General features: G+C 74.7%; 10 protein-coding genes. 2 read left to right on the forward strand and 8 right to left on the reverse strand.

Annotation, left to right across the window (positions count from 1 at the left end; genetic code table 11):
• Positions 1–72: 72 nt before the first annotated feature.
• Entirely contained in the window at positions 73–1308 is a 1236-nt protein-coding gene (locus tag BMW62_RS10275) for a hypothetical protein (RefSeq protein ID WP_091930763.1), read from the forward strand.
• A 21-nt stretch (positions 1309–1329) separates the two neighbouring features.
• Here BMW62_RS10275 and BMW62_RS10280 read toward each other — a convergent pair whose 3' ends face one another.
• Positions 1330–2388 (reverse strand): glycosyltransferase family 4 protein, encoded by a 1059-nt coding sequence (locus BMW62_RS10280; protein WP_211435070.1) that lies wholly within the window; start codon positions 2386–2388, stop codon positions 1330–1332.
• A 135-nt stretch (positions 2389–2523) separates the two neighbouring features.
• Here BMW62_RS10280 and BMW62_RS10285 point away from each other — a divergent pair, with 135 nt between their 5' ends.
• Positions 2524–3558: a glycosyltransferase family protein gene (locus tag BMW62_RS10285; RefSeq protein ID WP_091930765.1), complete on the forward strand. Its 1035-nt coding sequence runs from the start codon at positions 2524–2526 to the stop codon at positions 3556–3558.
• On the opposite strand, the gene BMW62_RS10290 is transcribed toward BMW62_RS10285, so the two are convergent.
• From BMW62_RS10290 to BMW62_RS10320, 7 genes are all read right to left on the reverse strand, one after another.
• Entirely contained in the window at positions 3507–4484 is a 978-nt protein-coding gene (locus tag BMW62_RS10290; RefSeq protein ID WP_091930766.1) for a glycosyltransferase family 2 protein, read from the reverse strand. The genes BMW62_RS10285 and BMW62_RS10290 overlap by 52 nt on opposite strands.
• Positions 4484–6592 carry a glycosyltransferase gene (locus tag BMW62_RS10295; protein WP_170852317.1) on the reverse strand — a complete coding sequence of 703 codons (2109 nt, stop codon included), beginning with the start codon at positions 6590–6592 and terminating at the stop codon, positions 4484–4486. Before BMW62_RS10295 ends, BMW62_RS10290 begins: the two co-directional genes overlap by 1 nt.
• Positions 6589–7935, reverse strand: a complete 1347-nt coding sequence (locus BMW62_RS10300; RefSeq protein WP_091930768.1) for a lipopolysaccharide biosynthesis protein — start codon at positions 7933–7935, stop codon at positions 6589–6591. The genes BMW62_RS10295 and BMW62_RS10300 overlap by 4 nt, the downstream gene beginning before the upstream one ends.
• Before the next feature lie 140 nt (positions 7936–8075).
• Positions 8076–13229, reverse strand: coding sequence for a PKD domain-containing protein (locus BMW62_RS23460; RefSeq protein WP_139206239.1), 5154 nt, complete (start codon positions 13227–13229; stop codon positions 8076–8078).
• Between the two features lie 235 nt (positions 13230–13464).
• Positions 13465–14148: a hypothetical protein gene (locus BMW62_RS10310; RefSeq protein ID WP_091930770.1), complete on the reverse strand. Its 684-nt coding sequence runs from the start codon at positions 14146–14148 to the stop codon at positions 13465–13467.
• A complete protein-coding gene (locus tag BMW62_RS10315) occupies positions 14145–14909 on the reverse strand; it encodes a CDP-alcohol phosphatidyltransferase family protein (RefSeq protein WP_091930771.1) in 765 nt (254 codons plus the stop codon). Before BMW62_RS10315 ends, BMW62_RS10310 begins: the two co-directional genes overlap by 4 nt.
• Positions 14906–16156, reverse strand: coding sequence for a DUF1972 domain-containing protein (locus BMW62_RS10320; RefSeq protein ID WP_139206240.1), 1251 nt, complete (start codon positions 16154–16156; stop codon positions 14906–14908). Before BMW62_RS10320 ends, BMW62_RS10315 begins: the two co-directional genes overlap by 4 nt.
• Positions 16157–16193: the final 37 nt, after the last annotated feature.

Here is a 16193-nt window from a genome sequence, read left to right on the forward strand (position 1 = left end):
CGTGATCACCCCGTGGGGGTAGCCCCGTGCCCGTCCCCCGTCCCCAGCTCCGGCAGACCCCAGACTGGTCGGGTGACCACGCCGGGCGCCCTCCTGCCGGACCGGTCCGGCACCCGGCCGGATCCGGCTCCCTCCGGGCTGCTCGCACGGCCCGGCGCCGTCCTCGGCGCCGTCCTGGTCCTGGTCACCTTCGTCCCGACCTCGCGGGTCTCCGGGAACGTCGCCTGGGGCATGCTGGCGACGGCGATCGTCGCCGTCCTGTGGTGCGCCTGGCTGCACGCTACCCGGCTGCGGTGGTCCGCCCCGGCCGTGCTGCTCCTGCTGTCGGGAGCGTGCGCCGCGTTGTCGACCCAGCACCACGGGTCCCTCCGGGATCTCGTGCAGGGCCTGCTCACGACCACGTTGCTCGCCGGGTGCTGCCTGCTCGCCGCGTACTGCGGGCCGTCCGACCGGGACGTCGTGGTCACCGTCGTCCTCACCCTCGCGCTGGCCCAGCTGGCGTGCGCCGCCGCGAGCGCCTTCCTCGGGGCGCCCGCCCCCTGGGGGCTGCTCGGCGAGGCCGGCTCGTTGTTCGGCACCAACCCGCTGTTGCCCGCGGTGGGGGGCCGGACCACCGGGACGATGGCCCACCCCATCCCCTTCGGGACGCTGATGGCGGCGGCCGCGGCGCTCGCCGCGACGGCGCGGAGACCCGGGCCGGCCGCCCGCGTGGCCTTGACGTCGGCCTTCGGCTCCGGCGTGCTCCTCTCGGGGAGCCGCAGCGCCGCCATCGTGCTCCTCGTCGGCGTGGTCGCGGGACTGCTGTGGCCGGGCGCCACCAGGGCCGGGGCGGCCGGTCGCGTCCTCGTGGCCCTGGGCGCGGGGCTCGCGCTGCTGGTCAGCGACGTCTCCGAGCACGCCGCCCTCACCTCCCTCGAGGGGACCGGCTCCCTGACCCACCGGCTCGGCGCACTGGAAGCGGTGGGCCGCCTCCTCGGCCGCCCGCTGCCCGAGACGCTGTTCGGCAGCGGTGAAGGATCCCTGCGCACCCTCTACGCCGACGGCCTCCTCCAGCAGGACGGCTTCTTCGCGGTGGACAACCAGCTCGTCACCACCTTCGCGCTCGCCGGCCTGGTCGGCACCCTCTGCCTCGTGCTCGCCGTGATGATCGGGTTGCTCCGCGGCGACCGCAGCACCCGCGCCGGGGCGATGGTGGTCGTCCTCATGTTCGCGTCCTTCGACACGCTCGCGTGGACCTCGACCGCCGTGCTGTTCGCGGTGCTGCTGGCTCTCGGGGCGGCACGCCCGGTGCCGGCCGACGCCGGCTGACCCGGGCGCAGCCGTCCCGGGTCAGCCGGAGGCGGACAGCCAGGCGTCGGCGTCGAGCCGCCCGTCCGTCCGCGGCAGGTCGGCCAGCACGGACTCCGGCGGACGACGCCGGTCGAGCGCCGCGACGACGACGGCGGCCACCTCGCTCGCCGGTGCGTCCGGTGCCAGGACGTCGTGGCCGTGGTCGGTCAACCAGCGCGCCATCCCTGTCTCGGTGGTCGTGACGACCGGGCAGCCGTGGGCGAGCGCCTCCACGATCGGCAGCCCGACCTGCTCCCGCCAGGTCGGCGTCCGCTGCGACAGCAGGACCAGGAGCGACGACGCCCGCAGCAGCGCGTGCACCTGCGCCCGCGGGGGCCCCACCAGCAGCTGCACGCTGGGCTCGCGGGACGCGAGATCGACGACCGCCGGCTGCAGCGGTCCCGACCCGACCACGGTGAGCCGGGCGTCCGGCCGGCGCGCGACGACCTCGGGCCAGGCTTCCAGGAGGAGCGGTACGCCCTTGCGGTCGGTCAGCGCCCCCAGGAACAGCACCCGTCCTTCTCCGGGGCCGCCGTCGGCAACGCAGCCGCACGGTGCCGACAGCGCCGGGACGACCGTCCGGCGTGCCCGCGACAGCTCCTCCCCCAGCACGGAGTCGTAGAGCCTCTCCGCCGCCGCGGTCCCGAAGGCGACCCGGTCCAGCCGCCGGGCGACGTAGCGGCCGGCTGCTCGGTCCAGCACCGCCCTCGCCCGGGCCCGCACGGCCGCGCGACCGACCTGGCCGAAGGGGTCCCGGTTCTCGATGGCGTACGCGGTCAGCCTCAGCTCGCGGCCGCGCAGCCGTGCCGCGCCTCGCGCGACGGCGACCAGGGCCGCCGTCCGGGCGACGCTCTGGCGCATCAGCGGCTCGTTGACCTCCACCATCGACAGGTCGGACCGCAGGATGGTGATCGCCGAGACGATCAGGCCCCCCTGGTGCAGGTCGAGGCCCTCGGCCAGCGACGGGTCGAAGTCGTAGCGCTGCCGTCGGTACAGGATGCTCGCCGGTGCCAGCTGGTGGGCGCGCTCGAGGTGCGCGCTGCGCACGTTGTCGTACACACGCGCACGCCTGTGCAGCGTAGGACGCACAGCGTGTGAGCATAGGCGGGTCCGTCACCCGCGGGCCGCAACCGCGGACGACCCGGCCCGGAGACTGCAACCCGGAGCGGGGGCTCGCCGAGAGGAGGCGCGACCGTGGAACGGCCGGTGCGCGTGCTGCAGTCCTTCCCCAAACCCCGGCCGACGACCAACCCGTACCTGGTGATGCTGCGGGAAGCGCTCGACGACCTGCCGGGGGTGCAGGTCGAGACCTTCTCGTGGCGCCGGGCCCTGATCGGCCGGTACGACGTGTTCCACGTGCACTGGCCGGAGATCCTGGTGAGCGGCCGCGGCTCGCTGCGCACGAGCGTGCGCCAGGTCCTCTTCGCCGGCCTGCTGCTGCGCCTGCGCCTAGGCAGGACGCCGATCGTCCAGACCGTGCACAACCTGCGTCCGCACCAGGAGCGGTCCGGGATCGCAGCACGGCTGCTGCGGCGCCTCGAACGGCGGACCACCGCACACGTGCGGCTCAACGACCGGACACCCGCGACCGACGGGGTCTGGGGCGTGACGATCGCGCACGGCCACTACCGGGGCTGGTTCGATCGCCACCCGCGACGGGACCCGCGCCCAGGGCACCTGGTGTCCGTGGGGCTGATCCGGCCGTACAAGAACCTGCCGGGCCTGATCGCGGCTTTCTCGGATGCCGGAGCAGCCGACCCGACGCTGACCCTGCACGTCGCGGGCGCCCCCGACTCGGCGGCGACCGAGCAGGAGGTGCGCTCGGCCGTCCGCGACGGCGACGACGTCCGTCTGACGCTGCGCCACCTCGACGACGCGGAGCTGGTCGCCGCCGTGACGGGGGCCGAGCTCGTCGTCCTGCCGTACAAGGAGATGCACAACTCCGGCGCCGCCCTGCTCGCCCTGTCCCTGGACCGTCCCGTCCTGGTCCCCGACAACGAGGTCACCGCCGACCTGTCGGCAGAGGTCGGGCCGGGATGGGTGCACCGCTATGCCGGTGAGCTGAGCGCACGGACGCTCCTGGACGTGCTCGCAGCCCTGCGCACGGGGACCCGGGCGCCGCGGCCGGACCTGTCCCGGCGGGAATGGGACAGGGCCGCCGCCGTGCACGCGGAGGTCTACCGGCGGGCGGCCCCCGGCGGCGCGGGATCCCGTCGGTACTCGCGGTAGACCATCCCCGCGACGGCGGCGAGCATCCCCGCTCCCCGGGCTGCGGTCCGCAGACCCCGGGCCGCCGAGTGGTCGGCCCGCGCCAGGGACGACATCGCCCAGCGCACCCCTCCCCCGGCCAGCCGGGCGGAGCCGCGGGCCGCCGCCCGGGCGCGCGCCACCGTGCGTGCACCCGGCCCTGCGGCCAGGACGACGTCCACCCGTACCGCCGTGTTGCCCGACCGGAAGGCCCGGCGGAGCACCCACTCGCGCGTGAGCCGGTCGGCGGGCACCTGGTCGGTCACGACCGCTTCGTCGCACCAGACGAGCAGCCCGCCTTCGGCGACGAGCCGGCGCGTGAACAGGGTGTCGCTGCCGCCGCTGAGCCCGAACCGCTCGTCGAAGAGCAGCCCGTGCCGTCGCACGAAGGACAGGTCGAGCAACAGGTTGTTGGTGGCGGCGACGTCGATCGGCGTACCCGTCCTCAGCCGCCGGCGGCGGAGGAAGTCCCCTGCGCCGGCCCAGGCGTCCATCTCCCCGGGCAGCTCGGAGACCACGGCGCCGGCCACCGCCTGCGCACCGGTGCTGCGCCAGGTGTCGAGCAGGAGCCCCAGCCAGCCGTCGTGCGGTCGCTCGTCGTCGTCGATGAAGACGAGCAGGTCGGCTCCGTGTGCCTCGGCGAGTGCCCGGTTGCGTGCAGCGGCGATCCCCGGGACCGGCTCCACCACGTAACGGACGCCGTCCGACGCCCACGGTCGCACGGTCTGCCGGGCGCTGCCGCCGGCGTCGTTGTCCACGACGAGGACCTCGACGGCGCACTCTCGCGAGCGCAGCTCCCCTGCCTGCCGGACGAGGTGCGGGAGGACGGCCTCCAGATCCCCGGGCCGCCGGAAGGTCAGCACGGCCACGGCCACCGCCAGGCCGCGGATGGGTGTGTACGTCGTCATCACGTCGTCCCCCCCTGGGTCACGATGTCGGCGATCTCCGACCGGTAGCGAGCGACGTCGTACCGGCCGCGGGCCGCGGCGGCGTCGGCGAGCGCGGTGCGCGCGTAGCTCGCCCACGAGCCGGCGACGCGCTGGACCGCGTCGGCCAGGGCCCCGGGGTCCAGCGGCGGCACGGCCTGCGCCGAACCGAAGCCGCGCACGGCCTCCTGCAGGCCGCTGGTGGCGCTGACCACCACCGGCCGGGCGGCCAGCACGGCCTCGACGGCGGTGTTCCCGAACGGCTCGTCCTGGACGGAGGGGATCAGCACCACGTCCGAGGCCGCGAGCACCGCCGGCACGTCGTCCACGAACCCCGAGAACCGGACGGCGTCGTCGAGTCCCAGAGCCGTGGTCTTCTCGCGGAGCTCGGCCTCGTACCACTCGTAGCCCGGGAAGACCGAACCGGCGAGCTCGAGTTCCGCGTCGACACCCCGGCCCCGCAGGTCCGCCAGCGCAGCGAGCGCGACGTGCGGTCCCTTGCGCGGGGAGAGCCGGCCGACGTAGAGCAGGCGCAAGCGGTCGGTGATCTCGGCACGGGCCGCGGTGCCGCGCGGCGGACCGGCCACTCCGTTGTAGACGACCCTCGAACGCCGCTGGGCCCGCCGGGCGAGGACTCCGGGCAGCGCACCGAGGAGGACGTCGCGGCTGTAGCTGCTGTTGAGCACGATCCGGTCCGCCAGCAGGACCGGCAGGGCCAGCAGGAACCGCAGCACCCACGGCGCGCTGCCCTCGGCCTCGTGGACGTGCGTGGTGACGCGACGTCCCAGGAGCCGCGCCAGCGGGGCCCAGAGCGGGATGACCTGCGTGCTGACGTAGACGCCCGCCGTGCCGCACAGGTGCACGAGCCGCAGGGCCGGGAGGGCCCCGCGGACGACGTCGCGCAGCAGGACGGCCGCGCCGCGCGGTGACAGCGCCGACTTGCGCACCACGGGCATCGGGCAGTGCACGACCTCCGCGCCGAGGTCCCGGAGCACGCGCACGAGCGGCCCCGGTCCGGGCAGCGCGACGGTCACCCGGCGCCCCCGGCCCACGAGGCCGGCCACGGACTCGGCCAGCATCCGGTCCGACCCGTAGAGCTCAGCGCCCGGGTGGACGACGAGGACCCGGCCGGCGCGCCCGGAGGCGGGTGCCCGGCGGGCCGGCGCGGCCAGCGCGTACCGGAGGCCCTCGGCACTGCCACGGACGGCGGCGAGAGCGAGACCCGGCCGGTGCAGCAGCTGGCGCCGTCCTCCGCGCAGCAGGACGTCCCAGGTCGCCCGCGGCGTCCGCCACACCCAGGCGAGCATCCGGGCGCGGGACAGGTGCCGGGCAGCGAAGAGCAGGCGGTTGCGGCAGTTGTAGCGGTAGTAGAGGGCTGACTTCGCCCGCCCCGCACCGCGCTCCTGCGTCCCGCCCACGTCGTGGTGGGCCACCAGGTCCTCGCGCAGCACCAGCGCTCCGCCGGCCGCCAGGCAGCGGGCACTGAGGTCGACGTCCTCCCAGTAGAGGAAGTACGACTCGTCGAACCCGCCCAGCCGGTCCCACAGCTCCCGGTGGAGGGCCAGGCAGGCACCCGTGATCCACGGCTGCGTGCCGGCGGGCGGGGAGCGCAGGGCGGCCGCGCCGCCCCCACGGGTGGCACCGTCGGCCAGGTCGAGCAGCGCGCCGTCGAACCACACCGAGCCGTCCGGCCGGAGCACGCGCGGGGAGACGAGCGCGTCGGGCCGGCGCAGGCACTCCAGCCGGAGCTCGTCGAGCACGGTCGGATCGGCGGTGGCATCGGGGTTGAGCATCAGGAACACGGCGCACCCGGCCTGCCGCGCCGCGGCCACCCCGGCGTTGACACCACCGCCGAAGCCTCGGTTGTCCGGGAGCAGCACCGCCTGCCACCCGCGGGCGGCGGCCAGGGCTCGCACGGCGTCGGCCTCGGCCTCGGTGGTGCGGTTGTCGACGAGGACGACGTGAACCGATAGCCCGGTGAGGTCGACCTGCCCGAGGTTCTGCTCGACGAGGCGCACCGAGCCGTAGTTGACGACGACCAGGCCGAGCCGGCCGGATTCCCGCACGGGTGCGGCGACGGGCCGGCTCACGCGGCGACCCGGCCGGGGCCGTGCCGGCGGACGTACCAGGCGTTGGCGAGGCACTGGAACGCGGCGACGCCGACGATCGAACCGACGACCGGCCCCACCGCCCCCAGGTGACCGGCCAGCCACCACGACAGGCCGACGTTCACCGGCAGCATCAGCACGATCATGACGGCCTGGTAGCGGAGGCCCGCCGCATCGGTCATCGCCATGCCGAGGGGGTACTTGAGCCCCTGCAGCGTCATCAGGACCACGAAGGCCAGGACGAGCGGCACCCCCAGCGTGATCCTCCCCCCGGAGGCGAAGCCCGCGAGGACGGGCGACAGGAGGGCGACCGCCCCGGCCATGACCGCGGCCGCGGCCCCGAAGGCCAGGGCCGTCGACGAAGGCGAGACCGACTCGCCCCGGGCCCGCGCGCGGGCGAACGTCGACCACAGCGTGATGCCCCCGGCGCTCACGACCGCCCAGACCGGGGTGAACATCTGCGCGGCGAGGTTGTACTCGGCCAGCACGGTGCTGCCGGTCCGGTGGCTGAGGACGATGCGATCGCTCTGCATGGCCAGCGGTAGCGCCAGCATCTGGACCAGCATCGGCCACGCGACGTCCAACACCCTGGCACCGCGCACCGTGCGGAGGCGCATCGCGTCCCGCAGGGCCAGGCCGACGACGGGGTGCAGACGCCGTGCCGCGATCACCGTGAGGACCGCCGACAGGATCAGCGTGACCGCGTAGGCGACCACGGCCAGGCCGGCGCCCGCGGGCACCTCCCACCAGACGAGCAGGGCGACGGCCGCCAGCACCAGCGGGGTCTGCGCGCCGAGCACGACGACGGACAGGTGATTGCTGCCGAGACCGGCGAGGATCCGCTGACCGAGACCCACGGGCAGCGCCGCCGCGATCAGCAGGAGGCACAGCGTCGCGACCGCCGGCCCCTGTCCGGGCAGCAGCCCCTCGCCCAGCAGGATCGGCCAGAGATCCAGCACCCAGAGGCCGAGCGCCGCCGCGATCAGGACCGCGGCCGACCCGAGGAGGGCGCGCGTGGCCGTGACGAGCACCCGCCGGACGTGCGGGTCCGACCCCGGGTCCGGGCTCGCGGCCACCGCGTTCATCACCGCCGCGGCCATGCCCAGGTCGGCGAAGGGCAGCAGCGCGCCGAGCGCGACCAGCAGCCCGTACTGCGCGAAGGCCGCAACGCCGAACGCGTCGATGACCAGGCGGGTGAGGACGACGCCGAGCAGGGCCGACACCGGCAGCACCACGAGCTTGGCGCCGGCGCTGCGGCGCACGGCGGCCCAGAGACCCGGCCCGGCGGAGTCCGTCGCCGTGCGCACGACGAGGGACGCGCTCATCGTCGGGTCCTTCCACTGGGCGGGGCGCCGGGTGCACCTGCTGGACAGCCCCGTCCCGGACCCTCCACGGAGGAGGCGGGACGGGGCTGCACCACCTTGTCAGCGCCCCCGGTGGTCGTGACCGGTCCGGACAGGCGCCGTCACCCCGCGGGGTGAGCTCCCGGGGCGGTGCCGGGAGCGCCGGCCCACAGGTCGTCGACGCGCACCTGGACCGGGGCGGTCGCGGTGCCGGACAGGAACGCCGCCACACCCACCCCACCGGGCTTCTGCAGCGCCGGGGTGCTGTCGCCGGCCGTGGCCTGCCAGCCGGTCGGCTCGGCCGTGCCGGCCAGCCACGCCTTGGCGTTGAGCGCCGTCGTCCCGGTGCCGGTGACCTCCAGGCGGACCAGCAGCACCGCACCCGGCGTGTACCGGACCCCGGTGAGCTCCACCGCGGTCAGCTTGGTCTCCCGCCCTGCCTCCAGGCGCGACAGACCCAGCACCACCTTGCCCGTCGCCGTCACCTTCACCGACGCCCGGTAGTCCGCCGCCTCCACCCGCCGGCCGGCGAGGTAGACGTAGGCCCCGCCACCGGTCGGCAGCGCGTCCATCGACACCGCCACCTGCGTCGCCACATCGGCCACCGCGACCCCGGTCAGGTACCCGGAGGAGGCGGACCCTGGCGCCAGGTCCAGCGAACCGGCCCCACCCGAGACCGAGCCGGGACCGGCCATCGTCCAGGGACCACCCACATCGGCCAGCCCGAAGCCCGAGGCCACCGACCGCTCGAAGCCATCGGCCACCAGCGGCGCGCCCTCCTCCGGCGCGGTCACCGGACCGGTGACGCTCACCTGCCGGGTCACCGTCCCGGTCGCACCGCGGTCGTCGGTCACCGCCAGCACCACCGAGTAGGTGCCCGCCTCGGCATAGGCGTGCGACACCGTCGCCCCGGATCCGGTCGACCCGTCACCGAAGTCCCACGCGTACCCGGTCACCGAACCATCGGCGTCCACCGAGGCCGACCCGTCCACCGACACCGTCAGCCCGGCCACTGCCGACTCGAACGTCGCCGTCGGCGCCGCGTTAGCCGGCGGGGGCGGCGGCGTGGTGCTCGTCGGCGTCGTGCCGGCCGGACCCGCCCACAGGTCGTCGACCGAGACCCTCAACGGCGTGGTGGCCGAGCCGGAGAGGAATGCGGCCACACCCACCCCACCGGGGCCCTGCAGCGCCGCAGTGCTGTCACTGGCCGTGACCTGCCAGGCCGCGGGCTCAGCCGTGCCTGCCAGCCACGCCTTGGCGTTGAGCACCGTCGTCCCGCTACCGGCGAGATCCAGCCGGACCCGCAGCACCGCACCCGGGGTGTAGGTCACCCCGGCCACCTCCACGGCGGCCAGCTTGGTCTCCCGCGCGGCCTCGAGCCGCGACAGACCCAGCACCACCTTGCCCGCGGCCGTCACCTTCACCGACGCCCGGTAGTCCGCGGCCTCCAGGCGCCGGCCGGCCAGGTACACGTACCCGCCACCACCGGTCGGCAGCGCATCCATCGACACCGCCACCTGCGTGGCCACGTCGGTGACCGCCACCTCGGCGAGGTACGCCGACGAGGACCGGCCGGCGCCCAGCTGCAGCTGCCCGGCCCCGTCCGAGACCGACGTCCCCGTGGTCGTGGACCATGCACCTCCGGTGTCGGCCGAACCCCAGCCGACCCCGACCGTCCGACCGAAGGAGTCGTCAGCCGCCGCCGGAGGAGCGGAAGAGGAGCTGACCGCGACCGCCTGCGTCACCGTCCCGGTGGCACCGTCGTCGTCGGTCACCGTGAGGCGGACCTCGTAGGTACCCGCCGCCGCGTAGGTGTGCGTCGCCGTCACACCGCTGCCGGTCGCGCCGTCACCGAAGTCCCAGGAGTACCCGGTGATCGAGCCGTCGGGATCCGCCGAGGCAGAACCGTCGAACTCCGCTGCCAGTCCCTTCCCCGCCGTGCCGAACGCCGCGGCCGGCGGAACGTTCGCCGGCGGGGGCGGCGGGGTCTCGGTCGCCGGCGTCGTGCCGGCGAGGCCGGCCCACAGGTCGTCGACGCGCACCTGGACCGGAGCGGTCGCCGAGCCGGACAGGAACGCCGCCACACCCACCCCACCGGGCTTCTGCAGCGCCGGGGTGCTGTCACCGGCCGCGGTCTGCCAGCCGGTCGGCTCGGCCGTGCCGGCCAGCCACGCCTTGGCGTTGAGCGCCGTCGTCCCGGTGCCGGTGACCTCCAGGCGGATCAACAGCACCGCACCCGGCGTGTACCGCACCCCGGCCACCTCGACCGCGGTCAGCTTGGTCTCCCGGCCGGCCTCCAGGCGCGACAGACCCAGCACCACCTTGCCCGTGGAGGTCACCTTCACCGACGCCCGGTAGTCCGCCGCCTCCAACCGCCGGCCGGCGAGGTAGACGTAGGCCCCGCCACCGGTGGGCAGCGCATCCATCGACACCGCGACCTGCGTCGCCACGTCGGCCACCGCGCCCCCCGGCAGGTACGCCGACGCCGACCTGCCGACACCCAGCTGCAGGCGCCCGGCCCCGCTCGACACCGACGTCTCACCCACCGTCGCCCAGGCACCGCCCCGGTCGGCCTCCCCGAATCCCGAGGCCACCGACCGCTCGAAGCCGTCGGCCACCAACGGCGCGCCGGCCTCCGCAGCGGTCACGGTGACCTCCCGTGTCGCCGTCGCGGTCGCACCGTCGTCATCGGTCACCGTCAGCACGACCGAGTAGGTGCCCGCCTCGGCATAGGCGTGCGACGCCGTCGCCCCGGTACCGGTCGAACCGTCCCCGAAGTCCCACACGTACCCGGCGACCGAACCATCCGGATCGGTCGAACCCGACCCGTCCAGCGACACCCACAGTTCGGTCACCGCCGACTCCAGCACCGCCGTCGGCGCCTGGTTCGGCAGCTCTCCGGTGCTGCCCAGCAGGTGATGCCTGGCGACCTGCTCGGCCGAGAGCGCGGTCGGGTAGATCGCGACCTCGTCGATCTGGCCGGCGAAGAACGGCGCTCCGGCCCACGTGGTGTCACCACCGATCCGCCAGTACCCGCTGAACTGCTCCGCGCTCACCGTGTCCGTGCGGGCAGCGACGCGCGCCCCGTCGACGTAGAGCACCATCCCTTGGCGGCTCAACGTGGCCACGACGTGGTGCCACTTGCCGTCGTTGTACGACGCCGGGCCCGTGACCGTGCGCTGCGTGCCCGGGTAGACCCCGAACGACAGCCGGCCGAGCCTGTCCATGTAGACGTTCCGGTCGTGCTGCGTGCTCGTGCCGGTGCGCGCGTTGCCGAAGCCGAGGATCTTGCCGCCCGAGCTCGTGGTCGTCCGGATCCAGGTCTCCAGACTGAACACCTGCGGTCCGGTGACGGCGGTACGGGTGGCGGCGAAGCCCGACGTCCAACCGTTGAAACGGGTGGCGGTGTCACGATCGCCCTGGATCGCGCCCTGCACGGCGCGCGTCACACCGGAGTTGACCGTCAGGTCCATCTGTCCGGCGTAGTCCCAGCCGGTGGAGCCCGAGGGCTCGCCCAGCGACCAGACGTCGATCGCCCCGTCCGCGGAGACGGCCTGCAGGTAGGGCCGCTGCGTGCCCGCGCTGGCCGCCGGCACCGTGGCCGTCGTCCAGGCCGACGACCGCTGGTTGCCGAAGGGGTCGGTCACCGTCACCAGCCAGCGGTGCGCTCCGGCGGTCGAACCCGTGTCGGCACAGCCGTAGATCGGCAGCCGCCACCACAGGGAGGCCTGCGTGACCTCGCACACCGGTGCGGAGTCCGCGCTGTCGCGGTGCACGCGGTAGGTCAGGTGCTCGTTGTCGGCGTCGGCGACCGCCGTCCAGCCGACGCGGACCGCCCCGTGCACCATCGTGGCCGTCGGCGTGAACGTGGCGTCGGTCTTCGGGCCCACCTTGTTCGGCGCGATGGAGGGGACGGCGAAACGGACGAGCCCCTGCTGCTTGAACCCGTTCACCGACGGGAACTCGCCGCCGTAGACGACGTAGTCGCCGTTGCCGGTGACCGTCCAGCCGGCCTGGCCCTGGCCGGTGTAGGTGCCCGGCACGAAGGCCGGTGCCCAGGCCTGGTGGGCAGGGGCCGGCTGACCGCGCAGCGGGTTGCCGATGGACCCGGAGTTGGTGCCGACCGCCGCCTTGCTGAAGGCGTTGGCGAACATGTGGATCCGCTTGGGGCTCTGCTCCGGGAAGCTGCCGATGTTGGCGCAGTCGTGGGCGTGCGAGGCCGAGTACACGACGTCACCGGTCGCGTAGGTCGAGTAGCTGTCCCCGTAGCAGTCGACGAACCACCGCACCGCGCCGCCGTCGGCGGCCGCGGCGAAGAGACCCTCGAGGTTGCCCGGTCCGTAGAAGTTGTAGCCGGTCCCGTAGACGTCGGTGCCGTCGGTGCTCAGGTTCCAGATCGCCGAGTTCACGCCCTGGTTGGTGATGTACCGGTTGACCGCGAAGGGGAGGGTCGCACCGGTCTGCGCGTCCAGCGCGCCCACGCCCGTGGCCTTGGTGCCGTTGAGGCTGTCGAACCGGCCGGCCGCGACGACCTGGGCACCACCGGAGGTCACCACGAGGCTGAGCACCGCGTTGCTGGTGGCCTTGTTCCCGTCCTTGTTGCCGGCGGTCGAGCCGACCCCCGGCTGGGGAGCCCACGGCAGCAGGGCACCCGTGGTGGCGGAGACGGCGGCGAGCTTGTTGCGGCCGGTCGAGCCGACCGCCGTGAAGTCGCCACCGAGGTACACAGTGCTGCCGGTCGCGGCGATCGTGCGGACCTTGGCGTTGACGGCCGGGCGGAAGTCCTCGACGAGCTGTCCCGTGGCGGTGCTGAAGGCAGCGACGCGGGGGCGGGGCAGCCGGTCGACCTCGGTGAAGTCGCCGCCCACGTAGACGCGCGAGCCGTCCGGGGACGCGGTGACGGTGACCGCCTGCCCGTTGAGCCGTGGCGCGAAGGACGCGTCGAGGACCCCGGTGCGGATGTCGTAGGCGAGAAGGTTGGTGCGGGGGGTCTCGGAGGTGCCCGCCGGGGCTCCGGCCGGGCGCGCACTGGTGAACTTCCCGGCCGCGTACACGGTCGTGCCGACGACGACCTGCGACCACACGACGCCATCGATCTGCACGGTGGGGAGCGGGTCCGCCGTCACCGTCGTGGGTGTGGCCGGGTCGGCCGGGTCGCGTGGCAGGGAGTCGGCCTGCGCCTTCCCCGGCCCTGCGCCCAGCGCTCCGACGAGCGTGACGAGCGCGACGAGCGCCGCGAGCAGCGCTCTGGGCGCCGCAGTGGTCCGTGCAGACATCAGGTGCATCCCCCGGTTCGGCCGTGCTGGCACACCGGTTCCTCTCGGACCGGCTGGCGAACACTAAGCGTGAGGACGAGCCCCGAGTCATCCCCCGATCCGGTGACGGAGCGTGGTGGTGGGTCCACATTCACCCTGACGAGGTGACCGTGCGTCACCTGTTCAGCCCCCTGGGAACGCCGACGGGGCCCTGGCTGTCGCCAGGGCCCCGTGGGCCGGGTGGAGCGGTCGCAGCTCAGGCCGCCGCTCCGCTGAACACCAGGTAAGGGGCGCCGGGCCGGTAGCCGACGGAGACGGTCACGGTCTCCCGGGTGTCCTCGGGGACGCCGAAGACGTAGACGCCCTCCGCCGCGCCGCCCGGCTCCAGGACGCCGGCGAACGGAGCAGCGGACGGGTCGTCGATCGGCGAGGCCGGGGTCTGCTCGGCCCCGTAGGCCATGGTGACCACGGCACCGTCGAGGGGCGCCGGCGCCGCGGTGCCGTTCACCAGTCGGACGGTGACCCGGAGCGCCGGGCCCGCGACGTTGCCCGGGCCGGTCGCCGTCGCCTCCACCGCCTGCAGGGACAGCAACGCCCCCGTCATGCCGTCGCCGATCCGGGCCGTGGCGTCCAGCCCGACCGCTGCCAGGCTCGGAGGCAACTCAGCGGGATCACCTGTGGGCGCAGCCTGGCCGTCGGCAGGAGCCGACGGCGCCGGCGCGTCGTCTGCGGGACCGGTGTCCGACCCGGTCTCCTGCGCACCGGTCGACGTAGCGGTGGCGACTGCCGCGGGCGAGTTCGCCGGCGCCCCGGCCCCGGCCCCGGCCCAGAGCGCGACGGCGAGCAGGAGCGCGGCCATGAGCGTGACGGCGCCTGCGGCGACCGCGCTGCGTCGCCGCGACCACCACGGTGGGGTAGGACGCGAGGTGCCGGTGGTCATGGAGCGAGCCTTCCGATCTCGTGGAACCACGTGACGCACGCCAGGGCCAGGTAGCCGGCCGTGGCGAGGAACAGGGCGCCGTACGCGGCGAGGAACACCGTCGGGGCCCCGAGGAGCAGGAAGACGAGGCAGAGCACCCCGTAGTCGGTGGGGAGCGCGGCCAGGGAGCGCACCATGCCGGGCCGCTCCCCGGTCGGTGTCGCCCGCGTGCGGGCGCCGTGCTGCGCGCGCAGCGCCTCGTTGAGGAGCGTGGCGAAGAAGAGGACGACCGAGACGACGGAGAAGCCCAGCGGCACGAGCAGGAGGGCGTCGACGTCGAACACCCCGGAACGGTGGAGCCCGATCAGCAGTGCCAGGTGCAGACTCGCGATCTTGACGGCGTCCACCATGTGGTCCAGCCACTCACCCGCAGGGGATCCCCCGCCGCGGAGTCGGGCGAGCTGACCGTCGGCGGCGTCGAAGGCGTAACCCACGGCCAGGCAGACGGTCACCGCCGCACCCAGCGCCCACGACGGCGGGACGAGGGCCAGCAGCGCGATGCCCGTGAAGGTGAACAGGGCGCTGATGCCGGTGACGGCGTTGGGGGTCAGACGGGCGTGGAAGGCCAGCGCCGCGAGCACCCGGCCGGCCTTCCGGTTCACGAACCGGGAGTACGCGGGCGCACCCTGGGCGCCCTTCTGCGCGGCCGACAGGCGGCGGATGGTGTCGCGGACGCTCTCGGCCGGTGCGGCGGCTGCCCGCACCGTGCCGGTGACGGTCACTGCTGGGCCCCCGGGAAGGAGATGACATCGTGCCGGGGCGCGACGCGTCCACCCCCGACCCTCTCCTCACCGGCCGCGCGGCGCGGGAAGGGCACCGGAGCCGGGACCGAGATGGGCGCGGGGAGGCGCCGACCCGACGGCCGCCGGCTCGGCACGCGCCGTCCGGCCAGCCGCAGCGCGAGCTGCTCGTAGCCGACGGCGACCTCGTCCCAGTCGTAGCCCTGCGCCAGCCGGCGGGCGCGCCGCCCGGCCCGGCGCACCCGCTCGGGAGAGGCCTCGGCGGCGTCGACGAGTGCGGCGACGTCGGCCGGGCTGGCGAAGAACCGGCCGGAGTCCTCGACCACCTCGCGGTTGAAGTCCACGTCGTAGGCGAGGACCGCGGTCCCGGCGCCGATGGCGCGCAGCAGCGACGGGTTCGTCCCGCCCACCGAGTGGCCGTGCAGGTAGGTGTAGGCGTGCGCGTAGAGCTGGTCGAGCTGCTCCTGGTCCCAGACGCCGCCGAGGAAGCGCACCCGCTCGTCGGCCAGCCCGTGCACGCGGGCGGTGTACCCGTCGGAGTACGGGGCGGACCCGACGACGACCAGGGGCTTGCGCGCCCCGCTGCGCCGGTAGCCGTCGACGATGACGTCGACGTGGTTCTCCGGCTCGAAGCGGGCGACGGCGAGGTGGTAGCCGCCCGGGGTGAGGCCCAGCTCCGCCAGCTTGCCGGTGCCCGGCTCGATGATCGGGGCGCCGTAGGTGAGCAGGGTGGTGGGCACCCCGAACTCCGACCGGTAGTAGTCGGCGATCCCCTGGGCGTCGGCGATGAGCGCGTCGGACCAGCGCACCGCCAGCGCCTCGGCCAGCCGGTAGTAGCGCTGCCCGATCGGACCCCACTTGGCCCGCTTCCACTCGAGCCCGTCGACGTGCGTGGCGACCGGGATGCGGGCGGTGCGCAGCGCCGGGAGCAGCGGCGCGTTGGCCGCGTTGAAGACGAAGGCGGCGTCCGTGCGGTGCGCCACCAGGTGGGCCACGGAGAGCGCCGAGTGGCTGAGTGTCTCCAGTGATCGCTTGCGGGCCGCGGGCAGGTGCACCAGCTCCATGCCCAGGTGCTCGCCGGGGCGCTCGGTCCGCCCCGGGACGGTGCGGCAGTACACGACCACCCGGTGCCCCCGGTCGGCGAGCCGGCGGCCGACCTCCTCGACGGCGGTCTCGAACCCGCCGTACCGAGCGGGCACCCCGCGCGTGCCGACCATGGCGATCCGCATGGCCCCTCCGTCCGTCTCCGAGGGCGCGGGCCGGTCA

The sequence above is a fragment of the Blastococcus sp. DSM 46786 genome (assembly GCF_900109665.1).
Lineage (GTDB): Bacteria > Actinomycetota > Actinomycetes > Mycobacteriales > Geodermatophilaceae > Blastococcus > Blastococcus carthaginiensis.

Coding starts and splice junctions, on each gene's coding strand:
- BMW62_RS10290 (WP_091930766.1), bottom strand. CDS start 4,484: ATGACGACGTACACACCCATCCGCGGCCTGGCGGTGGCCGTGGCCGTG.
- BMW62_RS10300 (WP_091930768.1), bottom strand. CDS start 7,935: ATGAGCGCGTCCCTCGTCGTGCGCACGGCGACGGACTCCGCCGGGCCG.
- BMW62_RS23460 (WP_139206239.1), bottom strand. CDS start 13,229: ATGTCTGCACGGACCACTGCGGCGCCCAGAGCGCTGCTCGCGGCGCTC.
- BMW62_RS10310 (WP_091930770.1), bottom strand. CDS start 14,148: ATGACCACCGGCACCTCGCGTCCTACCCCACCGTGGTGGTCGCGGCGA.
- BMW62_RS10320 (WP_139206240.1), bottom strand. CDS start 16,156: ATGCGGATCGCCATGGTCGGCACGCGCGGGGTGCCCGCTCGGTACGGC.